This window comes from Nocardia sp. NPDC058499 (assembly GCF_042719915.1).
Taxonomy (GTDB): domain Bacteria; phylum Actinomycetota; class Actinomycetes; order Mycobacteriales; family Mycobacteriaceae; genus Nocardia.
In genome coordinates this window covers 16,488-34,679 of record NZ_JBHXMZ010000014.1, presented here as the reverse complement: position 1 = coordinate 34,679, position 18,192 = coordinate 16,488, and the positions used below count along the sequence as shown (strand labels likewise).

The window sequence follows — 18,192 nt, the reverse complement described above, 5'->3', positions numbered from 1 at the left end:
TTGACGCGTGTCAAGAAATATCGACCCTTGTCAGCGACCGGCTGTCGGGCCTACTTTGTGAGGCACGTCACAACGGCCGGAACCGAAGGAAACCCCATGCGCGCATTGCAACTCACCGAACCCGGCCGGCTCGAGATACGCGATGTACCGATACCCGAACCCGGCCCCGGTGAACTACTGATCCGGGTCGGCGCCTCCGGAATCTGCCACTCCGACCTGCACGTCCTGCACCTGCCGTTCAAGGTCCGCGACGAACCGCTGATCCTCGGCCACGAAATCGCGGGCACGATCGCCGCACTGGGCGACCGGGTCGAGGGGTATACGACCGGGGAACGCGGGATTGTGTATCTGTGCTGGTCGTGCGGGAACTGCCCGGAGTGCGCGAGCGGTAACGAGAACGTATGCCGCGCGGCGGGCCGGGTCGCCATGCCGCCGTGCCCCGGCCTGGGCCCCGACGGCGGTATGGCCGAATACGTGGCCGTCCCCGCGAGTTCGTTCGTGCCCATAGGCGATATGGATTTCGTGGCCGCGGCGCCGCTGGCCGATGCCGCCCTCACCAGCTATCACGCCATCCGCGGCGCCCGCGATCAGTTGTATCCGGGGTCAACCGCGGTGGTGATCGGCGCCGGTGGCCTTGGCCATGTCGGGATCCAGATCCTGCGCGCCCTCACCGCGACCCGGATCGTCGCGGTGGATACCGACGCCGCCAAACGGGATCTGGCCGTCGAATGCGGAGCACACGAGGTCCTGACGGCCGGGGACGATACCGCCGACCGGATCCTGGAGCTGACCGGCGGCCGCGGCGCGGAGGCGGTATTCGATTTCGTCGGGGTGGACGCCACCGCCCAGCTCTCGGTGCGTAGCGTCGGCCCCAACGGCGCGTACCGGATGATCGGCTTGGGCGACGGAGATCCCGGAATAACCGCCGGTCCCGCGGGCGGCCCCGGGCTGCCGTGGGGCGCGACCGTCCGCAAATCCTACGGCGGCACCAAACGCGATCTCATCGACAGCATCGCCCTCGCCCGGGCGGGCAGGATCGAGGCCCGTACGCAACAGTTCCCGCTGGAGGACGGCGCCCACGCCTACGCACTGCTGGAACAGGGGCGTATCCGCGGACGCGCGGTCCTCGTACCGTGAGCCCTACTTTTCGCCGGCCGGCGCCCACATATTGCTGATCAGGGTATGACTGGGCGTATCGGCCAGCGATTGCGAGGATTCGTAGATCCGGACGTAGGACGTGGCGGCGATCCGCCAGATACCGTCCGCACCTTTGCGATACCGGTCGGTGTAGTACCCGGAACCCCGGATCAGGACATTGAACTCGGTGGCGATCACCGTATCCTCGAACAGCCAGCTGCCGGTCGCGGTGTCACCGTCGACGACGATCTCCGGATGGTGGGCGACATGGGTGGTCACGATGCTCGGACCGGTGTTCTTGCGCATGAAATCGACCACCTCCTCGCGGCTGTCGAAGATCAGTTCCTTGCCCATCACATGCGTGCCGTAGCGGGCCTCGATCTCCGGGTCCAGGGTGGCGGCGAAATCGTCCCACTGTTTCAGGTCCAGAGTCCGGAAGTACCGATACTTGAGAGTGCGGATTTCTTCGAGTGCCTGCAGATCCATGAGCTCACCTTGGCACCAACCGCCCCCCAGGACAAGAACACGTTCCACTTTTGCGTAACGGCGGCGACCCGGCGCACGCAGCACTGCACCGTCGGCGCGCGACCGGCCGGTTTGCCGGCGCCCGGCGGTGGTACTGCTTCCGGAAACAGAATCAGAGCCGACCGCGGGAAGCGGCCCGCCGCAGCGCAGCGCCGCTCCCCCACCGAGCGACGGAGAATCCATGAACAGCGCCGATATGCTCACCGATGCCTTCGAACGGATCCGCGAGGTCGTGCACGAAGCGGTCGACGGACTCGACGACGAGGCCCTGAACTACCGGCCCGACCCGGAAGCCAATTCGATCGCCTGGCTGATCTGGCATCTCACCCGGGTCCAGGACGAACATCTGGCGGAACTGACCGGCGGCGAATCCTTCTGGACCGGGCGCGGCTGGTTCGAACGTTTCGACCTCCCCATCGACCGCGCCGCGACCGGTTACGGGGATACCCCGGCCGATGTCTCCAGGATCCAGGCCCCGGCGGAGCTGCTCACCGGCTACTACGATGCCGTCCACGCCCACACCCTGCGCTTCGTCGGCAACCTCACCGACAGCGACCTGGACGAAGTCGTGGACGAGGCCTGGAATCCGCCGGTGACCATGGGCGTGCGACTGATCAGCGTGATCGCCGACGACCTGCAGCACGCGGGGCAGGCCGCCTACCTGCGCGGTGTGCATGCCCGCACGACGGATTCCGCAGCGGTGCGGCACTGATCCGCTCGCGGACCACCCGGAACCGGACGAGGGGGGCCCGTCGCCGGCGTACCGAGGCGCGTCAATCGCGCAGCGCTTCCTCCCGCAGCCACCCCAGGGTCCGCGACAGTATCCGGGAGATATGCATCTGCGAGACACCGAGTCGCTCGGCGATCTGGGACTGCGTTTTGGATTCGAAGAAACGCATCCGCAGCACCTGGCGTTCCCGATCGGAGAGCTCGCCCAGTAACGGTTCGACAGCCAGATAGTCCTCCAGCCAGCCGTACGAGGCTTCCTCGCTCCCCAGCGAATCCACCAGCGCCGGCGCGGCGGATTCGCCGTCCTCACCGGCGGGGGCGTCCAGCGAGGAGGTCTGGTAGGCGTTACCCGCGATCAGCGCCTGGGTCACCTCCACCAGATCGATCTCGAGTTCGTCGGCGATCTCCCGGGCCCGCGGCACCCGGCCGAGCCGCTGGGACAGGATCTCGATCGTGGGTCCCAAGCTCAGCTGGATCTCCTTGACCCGCCGAGGCACCCGCACCGACCAGGTGTTGTCCCGGAAATGGCGGCGCACCTCGCCCATGATCGTCGGCACGGCGAACGACAGGAACGACGAGCCGCGGGCGACATCGAAGCGTTCGACGGCATTCAGCAGACCCAGCCGGGCCACCTGCAGCAGATCGTCGTAGGCCTCGCCGCGACCGGAGAACTTCCGGGCGATATGTTCGGCCAGCGGCAGGCATCGGTCGAGTATTTCCGCGCGCAGCGCCGCCCGCTGCGCCGAATTCTCGGGCGCGGCGGCCATTTCGCCGAACAACGGCTCGATATCGTCGTAGCTGTCGGTGCCACGATGGCGACGTGAAGGCCCCGGATCGATACGCGGTGCCTCATGCGCCATCGGCGCCCCCTCGGTACCAGCTGAATTCGACATCGGTCGGGTATCCACCCCTCGCCACGTCGTAGGGATGCTGCACGACGCCGACCCCACGCGTGAGGGTCCGCACTATATGCCAGCCGAACCCTTCCTGATCGAGGAGCGATTCGGTCGCCGCTGTCGAGGTTACGCGCACAGTCATCCGGTGCTCGTCATAATCGAAGTCGCAGCTCAGTGTCGACTCGGCAACGGCGCCCGCGATCAACGAGGTGGCCACCTCGTCCAGGGCCAATCGGATATCGGTCACCTCGTCCAAACCGAAATCGGCTATCAGCGCCACCGTCTCGGCCAGCGCGCGCAGCATCACCAACTGCTCGTGCTCGGCCGGTACCCGCACGCCGACGGTCGTCGTATCCCGTGAAGTCGTTTCCACAGAGTCGGAGACGCTGTCCACCATGCGCACCACCACCACCTCGTTCCTACGGCCCGCCCGCGGGCCGGGGGCGCCTCCGGGGCCACAAGTGGCATTGACCCAGCGGCGACGCCGCGGCATCTGTCTCGGCCTGATTGTCACATGCGCTGGTACCCCGCATCAGGGGGCCGAAACCGCGAGCCTGCGCTGAATCCGATCCATGCGCTCGTGCACGGTCGGCACAATATGGTCGAATTCAGTGCGCAGAGCCGATGTGACGGGGTCGAGCGTGCACAGTTCGGAGCGCAGTTGCGGCGAGGTCGCTCGGTTTCCGGCTCCAGCGGATCGGGCGGGCAGCCGGACGTCTGGGCGCGCCCCTGATTCCCATCGTTGTTCGGCGAACCAGAAACGGGTGGCACCCCACTTCGGGAATCCTTCCGAGCGTGGATCGAGCCCTATGGTCCGGCCGGCGGAATCCGCTCTCGTATTGCGTCACACCTTGCCGCGATCCGGCCGGGCGACCTCCGCACATACGCCGACCACCGCCGGTCCCTCCGGCGGTGGTCGGTATCCCGGTTTCAGCCTGTCAGCGCCGTGCGCAGTGTCGGAAAATAGCGGAATTGGTGGCGGACGCCCGTGATCTGGAGCGCTCGCTCGATATCGTGGCGACCGCTGACCAGACGTAATTCGACCCCGTGGCGCCAGGCGTCGCTCTTCGCACCGGACAGCGCCGATGCGGCACGGATACACAGAAACGTCGTAGCGCGCAGATCCAGCACGACCACCCGGCAACCGTCGAGTCGACTGTGCCCGAGCAGCGCACGGAAGTCGTCGAGCCCGACCGCGTCGAGTTCACCCTCGACCCGGGCGATCAGGCAGTCGGGATATTCGGTACTGCGGCGCGACCACATGCGGCCGGCGGCTGCGGTGCGCGGATCGTTTCCCCGGTGTTGCTCGATCTGGTGCAGGGCGGTGGTTACCGACATATGAATCCCGTCCGTTGCGTAGGGGATTTCCGGTTGGCATACCCGGTCGGGACCAGCGACCGGACGAGCGGAGCGCTCATCCGGAGAGCCCGACTGCCGACATACGCCGCACCGGGTTCGGCTGTGTGTTTCAACCGCTCTCATTCTGGCACGAGTCGCCGACCCTGTACACCGGGCGCGGTCACGGTCGCGACCGGAGACGTTTACCGCGCGCCGGGGCGGCTATTGCGGGGGCAACGGGAGCCGGCCCCGGCTCGGGCACCACGGCAGGAGCGGAGGTTCATACGACGATGGCTTCTCTGAGCGCAGTCGCACTGGTGTGCACGCTGAAGAAATCACCGGCCGAATCCAGTAGCGACCGGATCGCCCGGCAATTGCTCGACGAGCTCACCGCACACGAGGTGACCGGCGAGGTGATCCGGCTGGTCGACCACGATATCCGGCCGGGTGTGAGCGCCGACGAGGGCGACGGCGACCAGTGGCCGGATATCCGCGCCCGGGTCGCGGGCGCCGATATCCTGCTGTTCTGCACTCCCACCTGGCTCGGGCACATGTCCTCGGTGGCACAGCGGGCATTGGAACGGCTCGACGCCGAACTCTCCGAAACCGATGACGCGGGGCGGCCCGCGATGTTCGGCAAGGTCGCGGTCGCGGCCGTGGTGGGGAACGAGGACGGCGCGCACAAGATCGTCGCCGACGTCTTCCAGGGGCTCAACGATATCGGCTTCACCGTCCCCGCCCAGGGCGCGACCTACTGGAACGGCGAGGCGATGAGCGGGGTGGACTATCTGGACCTCGAGCGCACACCCGACGCCGTCGCATCGACGAACTCCACGGCGGCGCGTAACGCCGCCCATCTGGCCCGGCTGCTGCGCACCACGCAGTACCCGGCCGGTTGATCCACCGCTGATCCCCCGCGGTGCGCACGGACGACGACATCGTCGCCACGAAAGGTGAATCCATGGTCGAAACACTCGCCGCCCCGGCCACCCTCGCCCGGGGAATACGCCTGCCCGCGCCCCGGGGGCCGCTGTCCGCCGATCTGGTGGCGCTGCTGCCGGCCGCACCCGGCAGCCCCGTACCCCAGGCGCCGCCGGAGCTGGACCCCTTCGGCGACGATCTCCAGCTGGCCCTGCACACCTGCTACGAACTGCACTATCAGGGGTTCCGCGAGGTGGACCCCGAATGGGAGTGGGACAGTGGCCTGCTCGGGTTGCGACGGGACCTGGAACGCCGGTTCTCCGACGCGTTACGCGCCGAGGTCCCCGGCGGCCACGATGTGGCCGCGGAACTGGATCGGCTGCTGACCGCGCCCGCAGCCGGCGGTACCCCCGCCTGGCTGCGCGACGAGGGCACCTGGGAACAGGCGCGCGAATATTTCGTCCAGCGCTCGATCTACCACCACAAGGAAGCCGATCCGGTCGCCTGGGTGATTCCGCGGCTGCGCGGCCGCGCCAAGGCCGCGCTGGTGGCGGTCGAGTTCGACGAATTCGGCGGCGGACACGGCGACCGGATCCACGCCCGCCTCTACGCCGACCTGCTGCGCGGCGCCGGCCTGGCCGACGGCTACCTGCACTATCTCGACGTCGTACCGGCCCCCATGCTGACGCTGGTCGACATGATGTCGCTGTTCGGGCTCCACCGGTCGCTGCGTGGCGCCCTGGTGGGGCATTTCGCGGCGGTGGAGATCAGCTCCTCCCCCGCCTCACGGGTCATCGTCGAGGCACTCCAGCGGTTCTCGGCGCATCCGGACTGTGTGCGGTTCTACACCGAACACGTCACCGCGGATGCCGTGCACGAACAGGTCGTACGACGCGATGTACTCGCCGATCTGCTCGCCCGCGAACCCGAACTCGCCGAATCGGTGGTCTTCGGTATCCAGGCGACCGAACTGCTCGAAACCCGCTGCACCGAGGCGATGCTGAGTTGCTGGCGGGCGGGTGACAGTTCGCTGCGCCCCGAGGCCGGGTGAGCCCGATGCTGGTTCGTACGCCCGGGGTGTACCGGCCGCAGCCCGATACCTGGCTGCTGGCCCGCGCGATGACCGAAGCGGCGCTACCCGCCGGGGCCAGGGTGCTCGACGCCTGCACCGGGACGGGGGCACTGGCGATCCACGCCGCCCGCACGGGTGCGGCGGCGGTTACCGCGGTGGACCTTTCCCGGGCCGCGGTCACCTCGGCCTGGCTGAACAGCCGGCTGCACGGTGTGCGGCTGGAGCTGTTGTGCGGGGATATCACCGAGGTGGTCTCCGGCCGGACATTCGATGTCATCGTCGCCAACCCGCCGTATGTGCCGAGCGACGAACCGCGGCCCGCCTGCCGGGCGGCCCGCGCCTGGGACGCCGGCCGGCACGGGCGCTCCCTGCTCGATCCGCTGTGCGCCATGATGCCGCGCCTGCTGACCACGGGCGGCACGGCCCTGATGGTCCACTCGGCCCTCTCCGGGACCGCGACCAGCCTGCGCCAGCTCCGCAGCGGCGGCCTGAAGGCGACCGTGGTCGCGCGGACGGTGATCCCCTTCGGCCCGGTACTGGCCCGCCGCAGCAGCTGGCTGCGCGACCACGGCCTGATCCGGCCCGGTCAGCAGCACGAGGAGTTGGTGGTGATCCGTGCCGACCGAACACGATGAGGTAACCGAACCGACCCGGATCGTTTTCACCGAGGACGGGCCCGCGCTGGTCGACGGCCCGGTAGAACTGGTGACCGCCGACGGCGCGGTAATCCACGCGGACCGTTTTCTCGTCGCGCTCTGCCTGTGCAAACGGTCGCGAACCTATCCACTGTGCGATACGAGCCACCGCCGGCACCGCCGCTGCGACCGCCGCTGACGCTTCCCGGCGCGACCCGATTGGGTGGCGGGGTAACGGGTACGCGCCGCGCATGGTGTGACGAACGATCCTCGCCGCCGTCTCACCGGCCCTCACACCGGTAGTTGTCCGCGGACCGGGCGGACGGCGACCCGACCCCGCCGGGCGCGCCCGGCGACAACCGAAAGTGGGGAAGCGCTCATGAATTCGATGGACCCCGATCCGGCCGCGACTCCGGACCTGGAACCCGGTGGCGGGGTGCCCTCGGGTTCCACCCCGCCCGATACCGCACAGACCTCGGGGCTTTCGGCGCCCGAACCGCGGACCAGCCACCGTTTCCCACCGACCGGGGTGGCCGCGGTGGTCGCTGTGATCGCGCTCGTCGCGGTGTTCGCAGTGGTGGCGATCGTGCTGATCGCGTCGCTGGGCTGAACTGCCGGCAGTTCCGGCGACCGGGCATCCCGCCAACGGCGACAGCCTGCGGGATCAACGGGCGATCGGCCGTTCGCCGGTTGATTAGCAACGCGATGCCCGGGTAGCCGCCGAATATGGTTCCGACGGAGGAGCAGTTGCTGCACGCTTTGACCCGGGCCGCGAACGCCCTGAAACAAGAGGGCATACCTTTCGCCGTGGCGGGTGGTTGCGCCGTGTACGCGCGGGGCGGACCGCCCTCCGACCACGATGTCGATCTGTTCGTCAAGCCCGAGGACAGCGCCCGGGCGCGCAGCGAACTGGCACGCGCGGGGTTGCGGATGGTGGATGCGGCCGAGGATTGGCTGACGAAGGCCTACGACGGCGACACCCTGATCGATATCATCCACCGGCCCAACAACCGGGAGGTCGACGACGCGCTGCTGGGCCGGGCCGAGGTCATGCGGGTGGGTCCCGCCGTGGCGCCCGTGGTCGACGCCACCGATCTGCTGATCGACAAACTGCTCGTCTTCGACGCGCACCGGCTCGATCTGAGCCCGCTGCTGCGGATCTCCCGCGATCTGCGCGAACAGGTGGATTGGCCCGCAGTGCGCGCCCAGACCGAGCATTCGCCGTACGCGAAAGCGTTCCTCGGATTGATCGATGATCTCGGTATCGCCGAAACCACCGCACCTTCGCATACCACCGGAAAGGCGCAGTAGATGTCCGGTAACCCGCATTCCTCCCGGCCACGGCCGCCGGAGTATCTCGCCGCCGAACTCCATCGGGCGCTGGCCGAGGATCCGCGCACGGCCGAACAGGGAGTGCAGGTCCGGATCCGTGGCGATGTGGTCGTTCTCGACGGCGAGGTGAGTACCGCGCAGCGGCGGCTGATGCTCGAGGAAGTGGTGCACGATATCGCCCCTGACCTGCCGATTCACAATGATGTGCACGTCACCGCGGCGGCCCGGCCGGGCAGCAGCGAAGACCTCGGTACCTGATATCGGAAGGGAGAGTGCCGATGCGTATCGCCGCTGTCGGAGACGTCCATCTGGGAACCGACTCGCGCGGACTGTTGCGGCCCGCACTGCGCGAACTACCGGCGCTGGCCGATGTGCTGCTGCTGGCCGGCGATCTGACCAAGCACGGGACCCCGGCCGAAGCGGAGGTCGTCGCGCGCGAATTCGCCGAGGTCGGGGTCCCGGTGGTGGCGGTCCTGGGCAACCACGATCATCACAGTGATGCCGCGGCCGAAATGACCGGTCTACTGGAATCATGCGGGATCACCGTCCTGGAGGGCACCGCCACCACACTCGATATCGACGGCACGACCCTCGGTATCGCCGGCACCAAGGGCTTCGGTGGGGGTTTCGCCGGTAAATGCGCGAGCGTGTTCGGGGAGCGGCTGATGCGCGAATTCGCGGGCCACACCATCGAGCTGGCGACGGCACTGGATACCGCGCTGGCCGAACTCGATACCGATATCACGGTCGTACTCACGCACTACTCCCCCGTCAGCGACACCCTGCACGGGGAGCCACGCGAGATCTACCCGTTCCTGGGCTCGTACCTCCTGGGGGAACCCATCGACACCCACGGAGCCGATCTGGCCGTACACGGCCACGCCCATGCCGGTACCGAGCGTGGCAGCACCCCGGGCGGTATCCGGGTGCGCAATGTCGCCCAGCCGGTGATCGGTAAGGCTTTCGCCGTCTACGAACTACAACCCGGCGCGGGCAGCACAGCAGCCCGCGGCCGGACAGCCGTATCCGGTTGACGGTTTCCGCCCAGCTGTCCGAGCAGGCAGCGGTCGCCCCTCGCTCGTCCGTTCTGCCATGCCACTGCAGGAAAGAGCCAGAGCGGCGCCGACCAGGACCGCGACAGGTACCTGTAGCGCATAAACACACCGGCGCGGCGAGCAGACCGGATGACCCCACCGGACGATGCCACCGAATCGGCTCAGATGTGGCGTGATCGGGTAGGAGATGACCGGAGCCGGCGAATCACTCAGCCGGACTCGCACTCGGAGCCGCGATCGGTAGATGTCGCGGGGCGGGGGATGCAGATCGGAGCCCACCACTACTGTCTGCGACCCGCTACCTGCGACGATGCTGCCAGTGCCTACCTGCGACGACACTGTCGGCGCGTCGGTCGGCGACCTCACAAATCCACCCCGCGCAACTACGGCGACCTCTGTGAGGTCGCCGTAGTTCACTCCGGCCCGGCGAAGCGACGCCCCGCCGGGCCCTACCGGCTCAGACGTCGCGCGGCGTCGGCGCCACCGTCTGCCCGTGGCCCGGGTCCTGCTGGGCCCGCTGACGCTGTTCGGCATCGGCGGCCTCGAGACGTTCCTGCTGCGCCTCGTTCTCCTTCTCGGCGGCAGCGCGCTGCGATTCGCCCTTGTCCTGCTGTGCCTTGCCCTCGGTGCGCAAGGAGTCGTTGTCGAGAACCGCTCCCGCGGCCTCCTTGACCTTGCCCTTCGCGCCCTCGACGGCACCTTCGATGCCCTCGCGTGCGCTCTTGTGCTCGGCCACGATATCCACCTCCGAATCTCGGTTGCTCGGTCGGATATCGCCCGCGTACCCGGCTCCGGAGCCTTCAATCCGGCGGTAACCCACGGATCGAGTGCCTCGGATCACCGGTCAGGTGAAAGCGGCCTCCAGCCCGTCGAACCAGGCCGCGTCCTCGACCAGCCGGGTACTGCGCCAGCCGTCCGGGGTGCGCACCAGATCGTGGTTGTACCAGCCACCGCAGGTGAACTGCTTACCCGGAGAGACGATCATCGGATTGAAGAACATGGCGCGGACCTTCGCGGTGTCACCGTCCAGTTCCACCGCGATATTGGAGATGAAATGCTGGGTCCGGGAGAACAGCCCCAATTGTTCGGTGAGCCCGGCGACGACCGTGTCCACATCCCCGGTGGGCCCGCCGGCCGTGCTGTAGTCGATCTGCGCGTCGGTGGTGAACACCGAGCGGTACAGTGGCCAGTCCTTGTCGTCGACGGCGGTGGCGTAGCGAGTGAGCAGATCGGTGATCTCGATCCGGTCGGCGAGCGTGCGTGAATCCATACCCCCATACAACCGCACCGGGGCGGCGCTCCGGGTGGGATCGCCTCAGCTGTCCCGGCGGATCCGGCGCCACCACGGGCGCCGGGGCCCCGGCCCGCGCACCCGGTTCCGCTGCGGTTGCTGCGCGGGCGGTTGCGCACCGGGCTGCCCTCCGCCGGGTCCGTCCGCGGCACGCCAGCCCGCGACCACTTCCTCGGCGTCGGCCGGGGCGACCGGCACCTGCGGGCCGGTCGGCACCCGCAACCAGTCCACGATCCGCCGGTTGAGCTCGGCAACGGCGGCGCGCACCTGCGCTTCGGTGGTGAGCTCACGCACCGTTTCGGGCAACCGCTCCACCTCCCGGCGTAGCTGCAGCGACGGTGGCAGGGCCACATCCCCGCTCACCCCTTCACGCCGGAGGTAATCCCGCAACCAGGCATTTTCGTCGTGGTACCGGCTCCCCGCACCGGGCAGCGGTTTCCCGGCGCCGGGGAGGTTCTGGAATTCGCCCCGCTCGGTGGCCTCGCGGATCTTCCGGTCGACCCAGGATTCGAAGTCGACTCCCGCGGGTTTGCGCTCCGACATCGTGCCTCCTCACCGTCACCCTCACGGTAGCGCGCAACCCACGACGCGACGACCCCGCGGCGCGAGCCGGTGAGCGGCGCTCAGGCCCCGTTGGTGGAGCCGCTGCGGGCCCGCCCGGACCGGGCCTTACGCCGTTCTGCCTGGAGTTCGGCGAGTTCCTGTTCCAGGATGTCGGCGACCCGGAACTGACCGGTGTCGTAGCCGTCGGAGGACCGCACGACCTCGAGGAACTCGTCGGTCTCCTTGTCACCGGACAATTTGCCCTTGGCACCCGATTCGCCCGAGCCGTTCCCCGCCGCGCCGGCCTGCTTGGCCCGGTCCAGTTTCCTGACGGCGGCGCTCGTCGAATTGCTGATCGGCAGTTTGTCGGTGACCTCGGAGTTCTTGGCCGTGGGCTCGTCGAACAAAGGTGAATTCGTGGCCATCTCGTCCAGCAGGGAACTCGTACGCCCGATCAGGCCGGAGGTCACGTCGGCGAGATCGCCCGCCCGCTTCTTCCCGGCGTCACCGGATTTGCCCTCCGAGCGAAAGGCCGACGACCCCGCACCGGCATTCTTCGCACCGGATTCGAGCGCCGCCGGTTGCGTCGCGGCGGTATCGCCGGTCGGCAGTGCCCGCGCCTCACCCGCATTGGGGTCGAGTTTCATCGTGACCCGCGGCAGGCTGTTGCGGATCTGCGCGGCCGGATCGGGCAACCCGCAGACCTGTTCGGTGGCCCGCAGAATCGCCATCCCGTAGCGGGCGCTGGCCGCGTCGTGGATGAGCAGCGCGACACCGATCATCACCGGCGCCACGGCGTGCACGCCCACGTCGTACCAGTCACCCACTCGCAGATACGGATAGGTGTTGAGCCCGACGGTCAGGGCCAGCAGCGCGATCTCGGCGGCCGCGGTCTGCTTTCGGTTGTTGACCACGCCCCATTCGGCCACCTTGTTGGTGCCGATCATGATGATGATCAGGCAGACGCTGATCATCCCCTCCAGCAGGTAGCTGAACCAGAACAGGGGATCGCTGGGGCCGGTGGGTGCGATGTTCTGCTGGACGTTGACCGCCGACCACAACATGCCCGCAGCGACCACACCGGCCAGTGCGCGCAACGACCAGGACCGATGCCGGTACAGCGAGGCCAGTTTGGCGTGCGGGCTGGATTCCCGGCGCTGCGCGGCGATGGCTTTACGGGCGAGCAAGAGGTCGCGCATATCCGCCTTCTCGATCTGCTCGGTGGTCTGTCTGGCCCGGTCGTTCGCCGCGGCGACAGCCTGGATCTCCTTCCAGCGTTGTCCGCGCTCTTGCTCGCGGATACGCTCGGCGAGTTCACGTTCGGCATGCAGCTCTGTTTCCGACAGCGCCTCGGTGAGCGCGGGATCGAACTGGTAGGCCAGTCGGTTGCGGGCGTGTTCGACGCGCTGGGCCAGTTGCGTGACATCGTCCTCGATCGGCGGCTCGACAGTCATTACGGCTCCCGCCTCGGGTGATTCGATGGCAGACAAGTAGTCACGCCGGGGTACGGTACCGCCCTTTGCCGCGCGATGCACCGTCACGGTCGAAACAGCCGATTTCCATGGTCGTTCACAGGCCGTTCACGAGTTCCCGTGGCGGGGTCGCGGTTCCGGCTCCGGGGCCGCCGAACGCCCGTCACAATGTGCCACTGCGGCCAGGATCGCCCGTATCGCGGGCCCCGCCTCGGGGACCGGAACGAGCGGATAGACGTGGAAGGCACCGGCCACCTCGGTGAAACGTACTGCCGAACCGGCACGTTCGGCGAACAGCCGCGCGTCGGGGTGCAGGATGTCGTGGGTACCCATGTAGAGATCGGTCGGCGGTAATCCGTCCAGCGGGCCGTTGATCGGGCTCAACTCGGGGAGACCGAGAGCATCCCCGCCGGCCCAGACCCGCCCCGCCTCCAGCAGGCCGGGGCGCGCCAGCCACGGATCCACGGCTTCGACCCGGTCGATCTCGGGGTTCGACAACCGCATATCCAGGCACGGCGAGAGCAGGATCAACCGTGCGGGCGCAGGCAGACCAGTCTCCGGCAGGGACTGGGCCAGCGTGAGCGCGAGGGTCCCGCCGGCCGAATCCCCGGCGACCACCACCCGCGCGGGATCGAATTCGCTCAGCACATCCCGGTAGACCTCGGTCAGGTAGGGGCGCGCGTCCCGGTAGGTGTGGCGCGGAGCCAGTGGGTAGATGGGCACCTCCACCCGATGCCCTGCCGCCGCCAGCCGTCCGATGAACCGCCAATGCCACCAGCTGATCTCCCGGAAGAAGCTGCCACCGTGCAGATAGATCACCGCGGCACCGGATTCCCGGCCCGCCCGCGGCATCACCGTGTAACTCGGAAAACCGCCGACGGTACGGCAGGCGATCGAGTAGCGCCGCCGCAGTCCTCGTGGCGGCGCGTGATCTCCCGGCGGCTCGGCCATCGCCACCCGCGCCTTCTCGGCAGTGTCCATCCCACGCTTACGGGACAGCCGAAGATATACCGACACCGCCCGGCTACGACGACCGACCATCAGCTCTCCTCGCTCGGCGTACAGCACTCCCCGAACGGCCGGACCATATCGCGGTGCGGCCCACTATCCGGCCACGCTACCGTCACTCCATGTGCGACGACAGGGACCACCGCTACCGCACCCACTACGTATGCCCGCCATGCCGGATCTCGCAGAAGCGATGGGTTCCCACGTCACACCGCAGCGCAGGCCCGCCCCGCTGCCCCCGGTGCTCGACCGGAATGCACAACGCCGGCCACGATTTCGCTGCCCCACGCCGGCACGACAGCGCGGGCTGGTCGGTAGTGGCCGCGGTCCTGGCCACCGGACTACGCTACGACGGCTACGAACCCTGCGGCTGCGGCCGCGAACCGAAACCCCGCCCCCGAACCCGCGCCGAACTACGCGCCTCGCGCAACGTGCCCACCCGCCACCACCTCACCACCGCCGAGGCACTGCCGACACGCCATCGGTGACCGCGGAAGCACCTCGTCCGGCGTGGGGCGCAGCAGGGCATGCGTGTGTCCCCTCGGGGTCGATACGCCGAGGGGATAAACCACACTGCACGCGAGAGATCCGCTAACCGTGCTGCAGACGCTGCAGCACACTCGGACTCATTTCCTGGGACGCTTCTCCCGGACTCGCACCGAGATGCGCACCGGCGACCCGTCGAACCCGAATTCTTCGCGCAGCCGCCGTTCCAGGAACCGGCGGTAACCGGCCTCCAGGAAGCCGGTGGTGAACAGGACGAAGGTCGGCGGCCGGGTGGTCGCCTGGGTGGCGAACAGCACCCGCGGCAGCCGGCCACCGCGCATGGGCGGCGGGGTCGCGGCGATCACTTCTTTCAGCCAGGTGTTCAACCGGCCGGTCGGGATCCGTTTGTCCCAGGATTCGAGCGCGGTTTCCATGGCCGGCACCAGTTTCTGTACCGCCCGGCCGGTATGCGCGGAGATGTTCACCCGCTGCGCCCACGGCACACGGTTCAGGTCGCGGTCCACCTCGCGATCGAGTTGCAGGCGGCGGTCCTCGTCCACCAGATCCCATTTGTTGAACGCCAGTACCAGCGCCCGCCCGGAATCGGCGACCAGGCTGATCACCCGCAGATCCTGTTCGGTGATCGGCTGGGAGGCGTCGACCAGCATGATCGCGACCTCGGAGGCCTCCAGCGCCGATTTGGTGCGCAGCGACGCGTAGAACTCGGTTCCGCTGGCATTGGCGACCTTGCGGCGCAGACCGGCGGTATCGACGAACCGCCACACCTTGCCGCCCAGTTCCACCAGCGAGTCCACCGGGTCGACGGTGGTGCCGGCGATATCGTGCACCACCGACCGTTCGTCACCGGCGAGCTTGTTCAGCAGGCTGGATTTGCCGACGTTCGGTTTCCCGACCAGCGCCACCCGGCGGGGCCCGCCGGTGCCGCCGCTTCCCTCACGCGGGGTCTCGGGCAGCACTTCGAGCACATCGTCGAGCAGATCGCCGGTGCCGCGGCCGTGCGCCGCCGACACCATCCGCGGCTCACCCAGCCCGAGCGACCACAGTGCGGAGGCATCGGCTTCGGCCCGCTGATCGTCGACCTTGTTCGCGACCAGGATCACCGGCGTTTTCGCGCGCCGCAGCACCTTCACCGCGGCCTCGTCGCCGGCGGTGGCGCCGACCACGCCGTCCACCACGAGCAGGATCGCGTCGGCGGTGTTCATCGCGAGTTCGGCCTGCCGGGCCACGGACTGCTGCAATCCCTTGGCGTCCGGTTCCCAGCCGCCGGTGTCCTGCACCCAGAACCGGCGACCCGCCCAGCTCGCCTCGTAGGAAACCCGGTCACGGGTCACCCCGGGCACATCCTCGACCACCGCTTCGCGGCGCCCCAGAATCCGGTTGACCAGCGTCGATTTCCCGACGTTCGGGCGGCCGACCACGGCCAGGGTGGGCATCGGCGCCTGGTCGGCGGCCTCCGGATCACCGGCCAGATCGGTGATCTCCCAGTCGGTTTCGTCATTCCACACACCGTCGCCGGCGAGTACGTCGCTCATCGTCTCCCCGCTCATCCGGCCGCACCCCGGCGGCGTAGCGCCGACCGCTCGTGCGACCGGTCCAGCTGCCGGGCGACTTCCCGGTACAGCTCGTCGATCGTTTCGTCCATTGTCAATTCGCTGGTGTCGACCTGCACCGCGTCCTCGGCGCGCCGCAGCGGCGATACCGCCCGGGTCGAGTCGAGGCGGTCACGGCGTTCGACATCGGCGAGTACGCCGGCGTAGTCGTCCCCGCGGCCCTCGGCGATGTTCTGCTGATTACGCCGATGCGCCCGTGCCTGCGCAGAAGCGGTCAGGTAGATCTTGGCATCGGCGTCGGGCAGCACGGTGGTGCCGATATCCCGGCCCTCGACGACGACGCGCCCCGCGCTCACCGCGATCTCGCGCTGCAACGCCACCAATTGCTCGCGGACCTCCGGTACCGCCGAAACCGCCGAAACCGCGGCGGTGACCTCCGGGCCGCGGATCTCCGCACGCACATCGTCACCGTCGAGTTCGATCAATTCGCTCTCGGGATCGGTACCGATCCGCAACGGCATATCGGTGACCGCCGCGATCACGGCGGCGGAATCGGCCGGGTCGATCCCGGCACGCAGCACCTGCAGGGTCGCGACCCGGTACATGGCGCCGGTATCGAGGTAACGAGCCGACAGCCGGGTCGCCAGCCGCCGCGAAACGCTGGACTTACCGGTGCCCGAGGGCCCGTCCATCGCCACCACCAGCGACCGATCGCCCGCCGGATCTGCGACGACCCCGACCGGAGCTTCCATACCGAACACCTCGGCCCCGTTCACAATGACACCGCCTCGTAGAGTTTGCCGATTTCGTCCCGGCCCAGAACCCGCAGGGTGCCCGGCCGTTGATCGGCCAGGACCACCGGGCCGATATGCGTGCGGACCAGCCGGGTCACCGGGTGACCGACCGCATCCAGCAACCGCCGCACGATATGTTTGCGCCCCTCGTGCAACACCACCTTCACCAGGGATCGTCCCGCGTCGACTTCCAGGACCTGGAATTTGTCGACACTGGCCGGGCCGTCCTCGAGTTCCACACCGTCGCGCAGAATCTTGCCGATGGAACGGTGCACTTCGCCCTGGACGGTCGCGAGGTAGGTTTTGGACACCTGGTAGGAGGGATGCATCAGCCGGTGCGCGAGGTCGCCGTCGTTGGTGACCAGCAACAGTCCCTCGGTATCAGCATCCAACCGGCCCACATGGAACAACCGCTGCCCGGCGGCGATCCGCTCGGCGACGATATCGCCCACACAGGGTCGGCCCAGATCGTCGGACATGGTGGACTGCCAGCCCTTGGGCTTGTTCAGCGCCAGATGCACCAACTCCTCGCGCACCACCACGCGGATACCGTCCACCCGCACCACGGCGTTCTCGGGGTCGATGCGCAGGCCCTGTTCGCGCACGATGATGCCGTCCACCTCGACCCGCCCCTGGTCGATCATCTCCTCGGCCGCGCGCCGCGAGGCGACACCGGCCTTGGCCAGCACCTTCTGCAGGCGCTCACCTTCACCCCAGGGCATCTTCTCGTGGCCGGGTTCCTCCGCTTCCACATACTGATGGCGGGCGGGTTTGGCGTTGTTCAGCTGCGGTGCGCCACCGGACCGCGCGGGCGGGCTCTTGCGGGTCGGAGCGCCGCTACCCGGACGTCCACCGGTCCGCGAGCCACCGGCCGGACCGCCACGTCCGGTAGCCGGGCCACTACGCCCTGCGGCCGCGGAACTGCTCCGCCCTGCGACAGCGGGGCCGCCACGCCCGGCCGGACCCGAACCACGCCCCGACGCCGCAGCACCGCCACGTCCGGTGGCCGTGCCGCGCCCGGCCTGGGCCGAGCCGCCACGGGGGGCCGGGGCGGAGCCGGTACGACCCGGGGCGCCGGCACCGCGACGCCCACCGGCGCCGCTCCCACCGGCGGCTGCGAAACCGCCCCGGCCGGTGCCGGTACCGCGACGCCCCGGCGGCGCATCCGCACCTGCGGTGCGCCCGGTCCGCACCTGGTCACTGCGTGCGCCACGTTCCGTACTGCGGGTTCCACCACTGCGGCCGGTCCGCGGCGGTTCACTGCCACGGCCGTTACGGGGGGATTCACCGCCACGGCGGGCCTCCCCAGCCCCGCGGGGTGCGCCGCGTCCGCGACCGGCCCGGGCGGGCTGATCTCCGCGTTGTCTACGATCCGGTGTGCCATCTC

Annotated in this window: 23 protein-coding genes; 11 read left to right on the top strand and 12 right to left on the bottom strand. The window is 68.7% G+C overall.

What is annotated here, in order from left to right; genetic code table 11:
- Nucleotides 1-96 precede the first annotated feature (96 nt).
- Nucleotides 97-1,137, top strand: coding sequence for an NAD(P)-dependent alcohol dehydrogenase (locus ACFWPH_RS30390; protein ID WP_378755634.1), 1,041 nt, complete (start codon nucleotides 97-99; stop codon nucleotides 1,135-1,137).
- 3 nt (nucleotides 1,138-1,140) lie between these two features.
- Here the strand turns inward: ACFWPH_RS30390 and ACFWPH_RS30385 are convergent, their stop codons facing one another.
- Nucleotides 1,141-1,623, bottom strand: coding sequence for a nuclear transport factor 2 family protein (locus ACFWPH_RS30385; RefSeq protein WP_378755632.1), 483 nt, complete (start codon nucleotides 1,621-1,623; stop codon nucleotides 1,141-1,143).
- Between the two features lie 220 nt (nucleotides 1,624-1,843).
- Here ACFWPH_RS30385 and ACFWPH_RS30380 point away from each other — a divergent pair, with 220 nt between their 5' ends.
- Nucleotides 1,844-2,374 (top strand): DinB family protein, encoded by a 531-nt coding sequence (locus ACFWPH_RS30380; RefSeq protein WP_378755631.1) that lies wholly within the window; start codon nucleotides 1,844-1,846, stop codon nucleotides 2,372-2,374.
- 61 nt (nucleotides 2,375-2,435) lie between these two features.
- On the opposite strand, the gene ACFWPH_RS30375 is transcribed toward ACFWPH_RS30380, so the two are convergent.
- From ACFWPH_RS30375 to ACFWPH_RS30365, 3 genes are all read right to left on the bottom strand, one after another.
- Entirely contained in the window at nucleotides 2,436-3,251 is an 816-nt protein-coding gene (locus ACFWPH_RS30375; RefSeq protein ID WP_378755630.1) for a SigB/SigF/SigG family RNA polymerase sigma factor, read from the bottom strand.
- Complete coding sequence (locus ACFWPH_RS30370) at nucleotides 3,241-3,684, bottom strand: ATP-binding protein (protein ID WP_378755743.1); 444 nt, start codon at nucleotides 3,682-3,684, stop codon at nucleotides 3,241-3,243. Before ACFWPH_RS30370 ends, ACFWPH_RS30375 begins: the two co-directional genes overlap by 11 nt.
- Nucleotides 3,685-4,217: 533 nt before the next feature.
- On the bottom strand, nucleotides 4,218-4,625 hold the full coding sequence (locus ACFWPH_RS30365; protein ID WP_378755629.1) for an STAS domain-containing protein: 408 nt from the start codon (nucleotides 4,623-4,625) through the stop codon (nucleotides 4,218-4,220).
- Nucleotides 4,626-4,915: 290 nt separating this feature from the next.
- Between ACFWPH_RS30365 and ACFWPH_RS30360 the strand changes: the two genes are divergently transcribed.
- The 8 genes from ACFWPH_RS30360 to ACFWPH_RS30325 all read left to right on the top strand — a co-directional run bounded on the left by ACFWPH_RS30360 (nucleotide 4,916) and on the right by ACFWPH_RS30325 (nucleotide 9,619).
- A complete protein-coding gene (locus tag ACFWPH_RS30360) occupies nucleotides 4,916-5,524 on the top strand; it encodes a flavodoxin family protein (RefSeq protein WP_378755628.1) in 609 nt (202 codons plus the stop codon).
- A gap of 62 nt (nucleotides 5,525-5,586) precedes the next feature.
- The gene (locus ACFWPH_RS30355; RefSeq protein WP_378755627.1) at nucleotides 5,587-6,597 is read left to right on the top strand and encodes an iron-containing redox enzyme family protein; all 1,011 of its coding nucleotides are present in this window, start codon (nucleotides 5,587-5,589) and stop codon (nucleotides 6,595-6,597) included.
- Between the two features lie 5 nt (nucleotides 6,598-6,602).
- Nucleotides 6,603-7,253: a HemK2/MTQ2 family protein methyltransferase gene (locus ACFWPH_RS30350; protein WP_378755626.1), complete on the top strand. Its 651-nt coding sequence runs from the start codon at nucleotides 6,603-6,605 to the stop codon at nucleotides 7,251-7,253.
- Complete coding sequence (locus ACFWPH_RS30345) at nucleotides 7,234-7,452, top strand: CDGSH iron-sulfur domain-containing protein (protein ID WP_378755625.1); 219 nt, start codon at nucleotides 7,234-7,236, stop codon at nucleotides 7,450-7,452. The genes ACFWPH_RS30350 and ACFWPH_RS30345 overlap by 20 nt, the downstream gene beginning before the upstream one ends.
- Nucleotides 7,453-7,632: 180 nt before the next feature.
- Nucleotides 7,633-7,863, top strand: a complete 231-nt coding sequence (locus ACFWPH_RS30340) for a DUF6480 family protein (RefSeq protein ID WP_378755624.1) — start codon at nucleotides 7,633-7,635, stop codon at nucleotides 7,861-7,863.
- 116 nt (nucleotides 7,864-7,979) lie between these two features.
- Entirely contained in the window at nucleotides 7,980-8,564 is a 585-nt protein-coding gene (locus ACFWPH_RS30335) for a nucleotidyltransferase family protein (RefSeq protein ID WP_378755623.1), read from the top strand.
- Complete coding sequence (locus ACFWPH_RS30330; protein WP_378755622.1) at nucleotides 8,565-8,843, top strand: BON domain-containing protein; 279 nt, start codon at nucleotides 8,565-8,567, stop codon at nucleotides 8,841-8,843.
- 20 nt (nucleotides 8,844-8,863) lie between these two features.
- Nucleotides 8,864-9,619 (top strand): metallophosphoesterase, encoded by a 756-nt coding sequence (locus ACFWPH_RS30325; RefSeq protein ID WP_378755621.1) that lies wholly within the window; start codon nucleotides 8,864-8,866, stop codon nucleotides 9,617-9,619.
- A gap of 478 nt (nucleotides 9,620-10,097) precedes the next feature.
- Here the strand turns inward: ACFWPH_RS30325 and ACFWPH_RS30320 are convergent, their stop codons facing one another.
- From ACFWPH_RS30320 to ACFWPH_RS30300, 5 genes are all read right to left on the bottom strand, one after another.
- Entirely contained in the window at nucleotides 10,098-10,376 is a 279-nt protein-coding gene (locus ACFWPH_RS30320) for a CsbD family protein (protein WP_051157414.1), read from the bottom strand.
- A gap of 108 nt (nucleotides 10,377-10,484) precedes the next feature.
- Nucleotides 10,485-10,910, bottom strand: coding sequence for a nuclear transport factor 2 family protein (locus ACFWPH_RS30315; protein WP_378755620.1), 426 nt, complete (start codon nucleotides 10,908-10,910; stop codon nucleotides 10,485-10,487).
- Nucleotides 10,911-10,955: 45 nt separating this feature from the next.
- Nucleotides 10,956-11,474 carry a DUF1992 domain-containing protein gene (locus ACFWPH_RS30310; protein ID WP_378755619.1) on the bottom strand — a complete coding sequence of 173 codons (519 nt, stop codon included), beginning with the start codon at nucleotides 11,472-11,474 and terminating at the stop codon, nucleotides 10,956-10,958.
- Nucleotides 11,475-11,554: 80 nt separating this feature from the next.
- Nucleotides 11,555-12,928 (bottom strand): hypothetical protein, encoded by a 1,374-nt coding sequence (locus ACFWPH_RS30305; RefSeq protein ID WP_378755618.1) that lies wholly within the window; start codon nucleotides 12,926-12,928, stop codon nucleotides 11,555-11,557.
- Nucleotides 12,929-13,054: 126 nt separating this feature from the next.
- The gene (locus ACFWPH_RS30300) at nucleotides 13,055-13,987 is read right to left on the bottom strand and encodes an alpha/beta hydrolase (protein WP_378755617.1); all 933 of its coding nucleotides are present in this window, start codon (nucleotides 13,985-13,987) and stop codon (nucleotides 13,055-13,057) included.
- Between the two features lie 221 nt (nucleotides 13,988-14,208).
- Here ACFWPH_RS30300 and ACFWPH_RS30295 point away from each other — a divergent pair, with 221 nt between their 5' ends.
- A complete protein-coding gene (locus ACFWPH_RS30295) occupies nucleotides 14,209-14,442 on the top strand; it encodes a hypothetical protein (RefSeq protein WP_378755616.1) in 234 nt (77 codons plus the stop codon).
- 138 nt (nucleotides 14,443-14,580) lie between these two features.
- Here ACFWPH_RS30295 and der read toward each other — a convergent pair whose 3' ends face one another.
- From der to ACFWPH_RS30280, 3 genes are read right to left on the bottom strand one after another with little or no spacing between them, the layout of a single operon-like run.
- Nucleotides 14,581-15,993, bottom strand: coding sequence for a ribosome biogenesis GTPase Der (gene der / locus ACFWPH_RS30290; RefSeq protein ID WP_378755741.1), 1,413 nt, complete (start codon nucleotides 15,991-15,993; stop codon nucleotides 14,581-14,583).
- 11 nt (nucleotides 15,994-16,004) lie between these two features.
- On the bottom strand, nucleotides 16,005-16,763 hold the full coding sequence (cmk, locus tag ACFWPH_RS30285; RefSeq protein WP_051157413.1) for a (d)CMP kinase: 759 nt from the start codon (nucleotides 16,761-16,763) through the stop codon (nucleotides 16,005-16,007).
- Nucleotides 16,764-16,783: 20 nt separating this feature from the next.
- Nucleotides 16,784-17,998 carry a pseudouridine synthase gene (locus ACFWPH_RS30280; protein WP_378755615.1) on the bottom strand — a complete coding sequence of 405 codons (1,215 nt, stop codon included), beginning with the start codon at nucleotides 17,996-17,998 and terminating at the stop codon, nucleotides 16,784-16,786.
- Between the last annotated feature and the right edge of the window lie 194 nt (nucleotides 17,999-18,192).

Excerpts from the sequence above, each read along its gene's own strand:
- ACFWPH_RS30385 (WP_378755632.1), bottom strand. The coding sequence starts at position 1,623 with ATGGATCTGCAGGCACTCGAAGAAATCCGCACTCTCAAGTATCGGTAC.
- cmk (WP_051157413.1), bottom strand. The coding sequence starts at position 16,763 with ATGGAAGCTCCGGTCGGGGTCGTCGCAGATCCGGCGGGCGATCGGTCG.
- ACFWPH_RS30325 (WP_378755621.1), top strand. The coding sequence starts at position 8,864 with ATGCGTATCGCCGCTGTCGGAGACGTCCATCTGGGAACCGACTCGCGC.
- ACFWPH_RS30335 (WP_378755623.1), top strand. The coding sequence starts at position 7,980 with ATGGTTCCGACGGAGGAGCAGTTGCTGCACGCTTTGACCCGGGCCGCG.
- ACFWPH_RS30295 (WP_378755616.1), top strand. The coding sequence starts at position 14,209 with ATGCACAACGCCGGCCACGATTTCGCTGCCCCACGCCGGCACGACAGC.
- ACFWPH_RS30360 (WP_378755628.1), top strand. The coding sequence starts at position 4,916 with ATGGCTTCTCTGAGCGCAGTCGCACTGGTGTGCACGCTGAAGAAATCA.
- ACFWPH_RS30375 (WP_378755630.1), bottom strand. The coding sequence starts at position 3,251 with ATGGCGCATGAGGCACCGCGTATCGATCCGGGGCCTTCACGTCGCCAT.
- ACFWPH_RS30350 (WP_378755626.1), top strand. The coding sequence starts at position 6,603 with ATGCTGGTTCGTACGCCCGGGGTGTACCGGCCGCAGCCCGATACCTGG.
- ACFWPH_RS30315 (WP_378755620.1), bottom strand. The coding sequence starts at position 10,910 with ATGGATTCACGCACGCTCGCCGACCGGATCGAGATCACCGATCTGCTC.
- ACFWPH_RS30330 (WP_378755622.1), top strand. The coding sequence starts at position 8,565 with ATGTCCGGTAACCCGCATTCCTCCCGGCCACGGCCGCCGGAGTATCTC.
- ACFWPH_RS30365 (WP_378755629.1), bottom strand. The coding sequence starts at position 4,625 with ATGTCGGTAACCACCGCCCTGCACCAGATCGAGCAACACCGGGGAAAC.
- ACFWPH_RS30380 (WP_378755631.1), top strand. The coding sequence starts at position 1,844 with ATGAACAGCGCCGATATGCTCACCGATGCCTTCGAACGGATCCGCGAG.
- ACFWPH_RS30300 (WP_378755617.1), bottom strand. The coding sequence starts at position 13,987 with ATGGTCGGTCGTCGTAGCCGGGCGGTGTCGGTATATCTTCGGCTGTCC.
- der (WP_378755741.1), bottom strand. The coding sequence starts at position 15,993 with ATGAGCGACGTACTCGCCGGCGACGGTGTGTGGAATGACGAAACCGAC.
- ACFWPH_RS30370 (WP_378755743.1), bottom strand. The coding sequence starts at position 3,684 with ATGGTGGACAGCGTCTCCGACTCTGTGGAAACGACTTCACGGGATACG.
- ACFWPH_RS30305 (WP_378755618.1), bottom strand. The coding sequence starts at position 12,928 with ATGACTGTCGAGCCGCCGATCGAGGACGATGTCACGCAACTGGCCCAG.
- ACFWPH_RS30355 (WP_378755627.1), top strand. The coding sequence starts at position 5,587 with ATGGTCGAAACACTCGCCGCCCCGGCCACCCTCGCCCGGGGAATACGC.
- ACFWPH_RS30310 (WP_378755619.1), bottom strand. The coding sequence starts at position 11,474 with ATGTCGGAGCGCAAACCCGCGGGAGTCGACTTCGAATCCTGGGTCGAC.
- ACFWPH_RS30390 (WP_378755634.1), top strand. The coding sequence starts at position 97 with ATGCGCGCATTGCAACTCACCGAACCCGGCCGGCTCGAGATACGCGAT.
- ACFWPH_RS30340 (WP_378755624.1), top strand. The coding sequence starts at position 7,633 with ATGAATTCGATGGACCCCGATCCGGCCGCGACTCCGGACCTGGAACCC.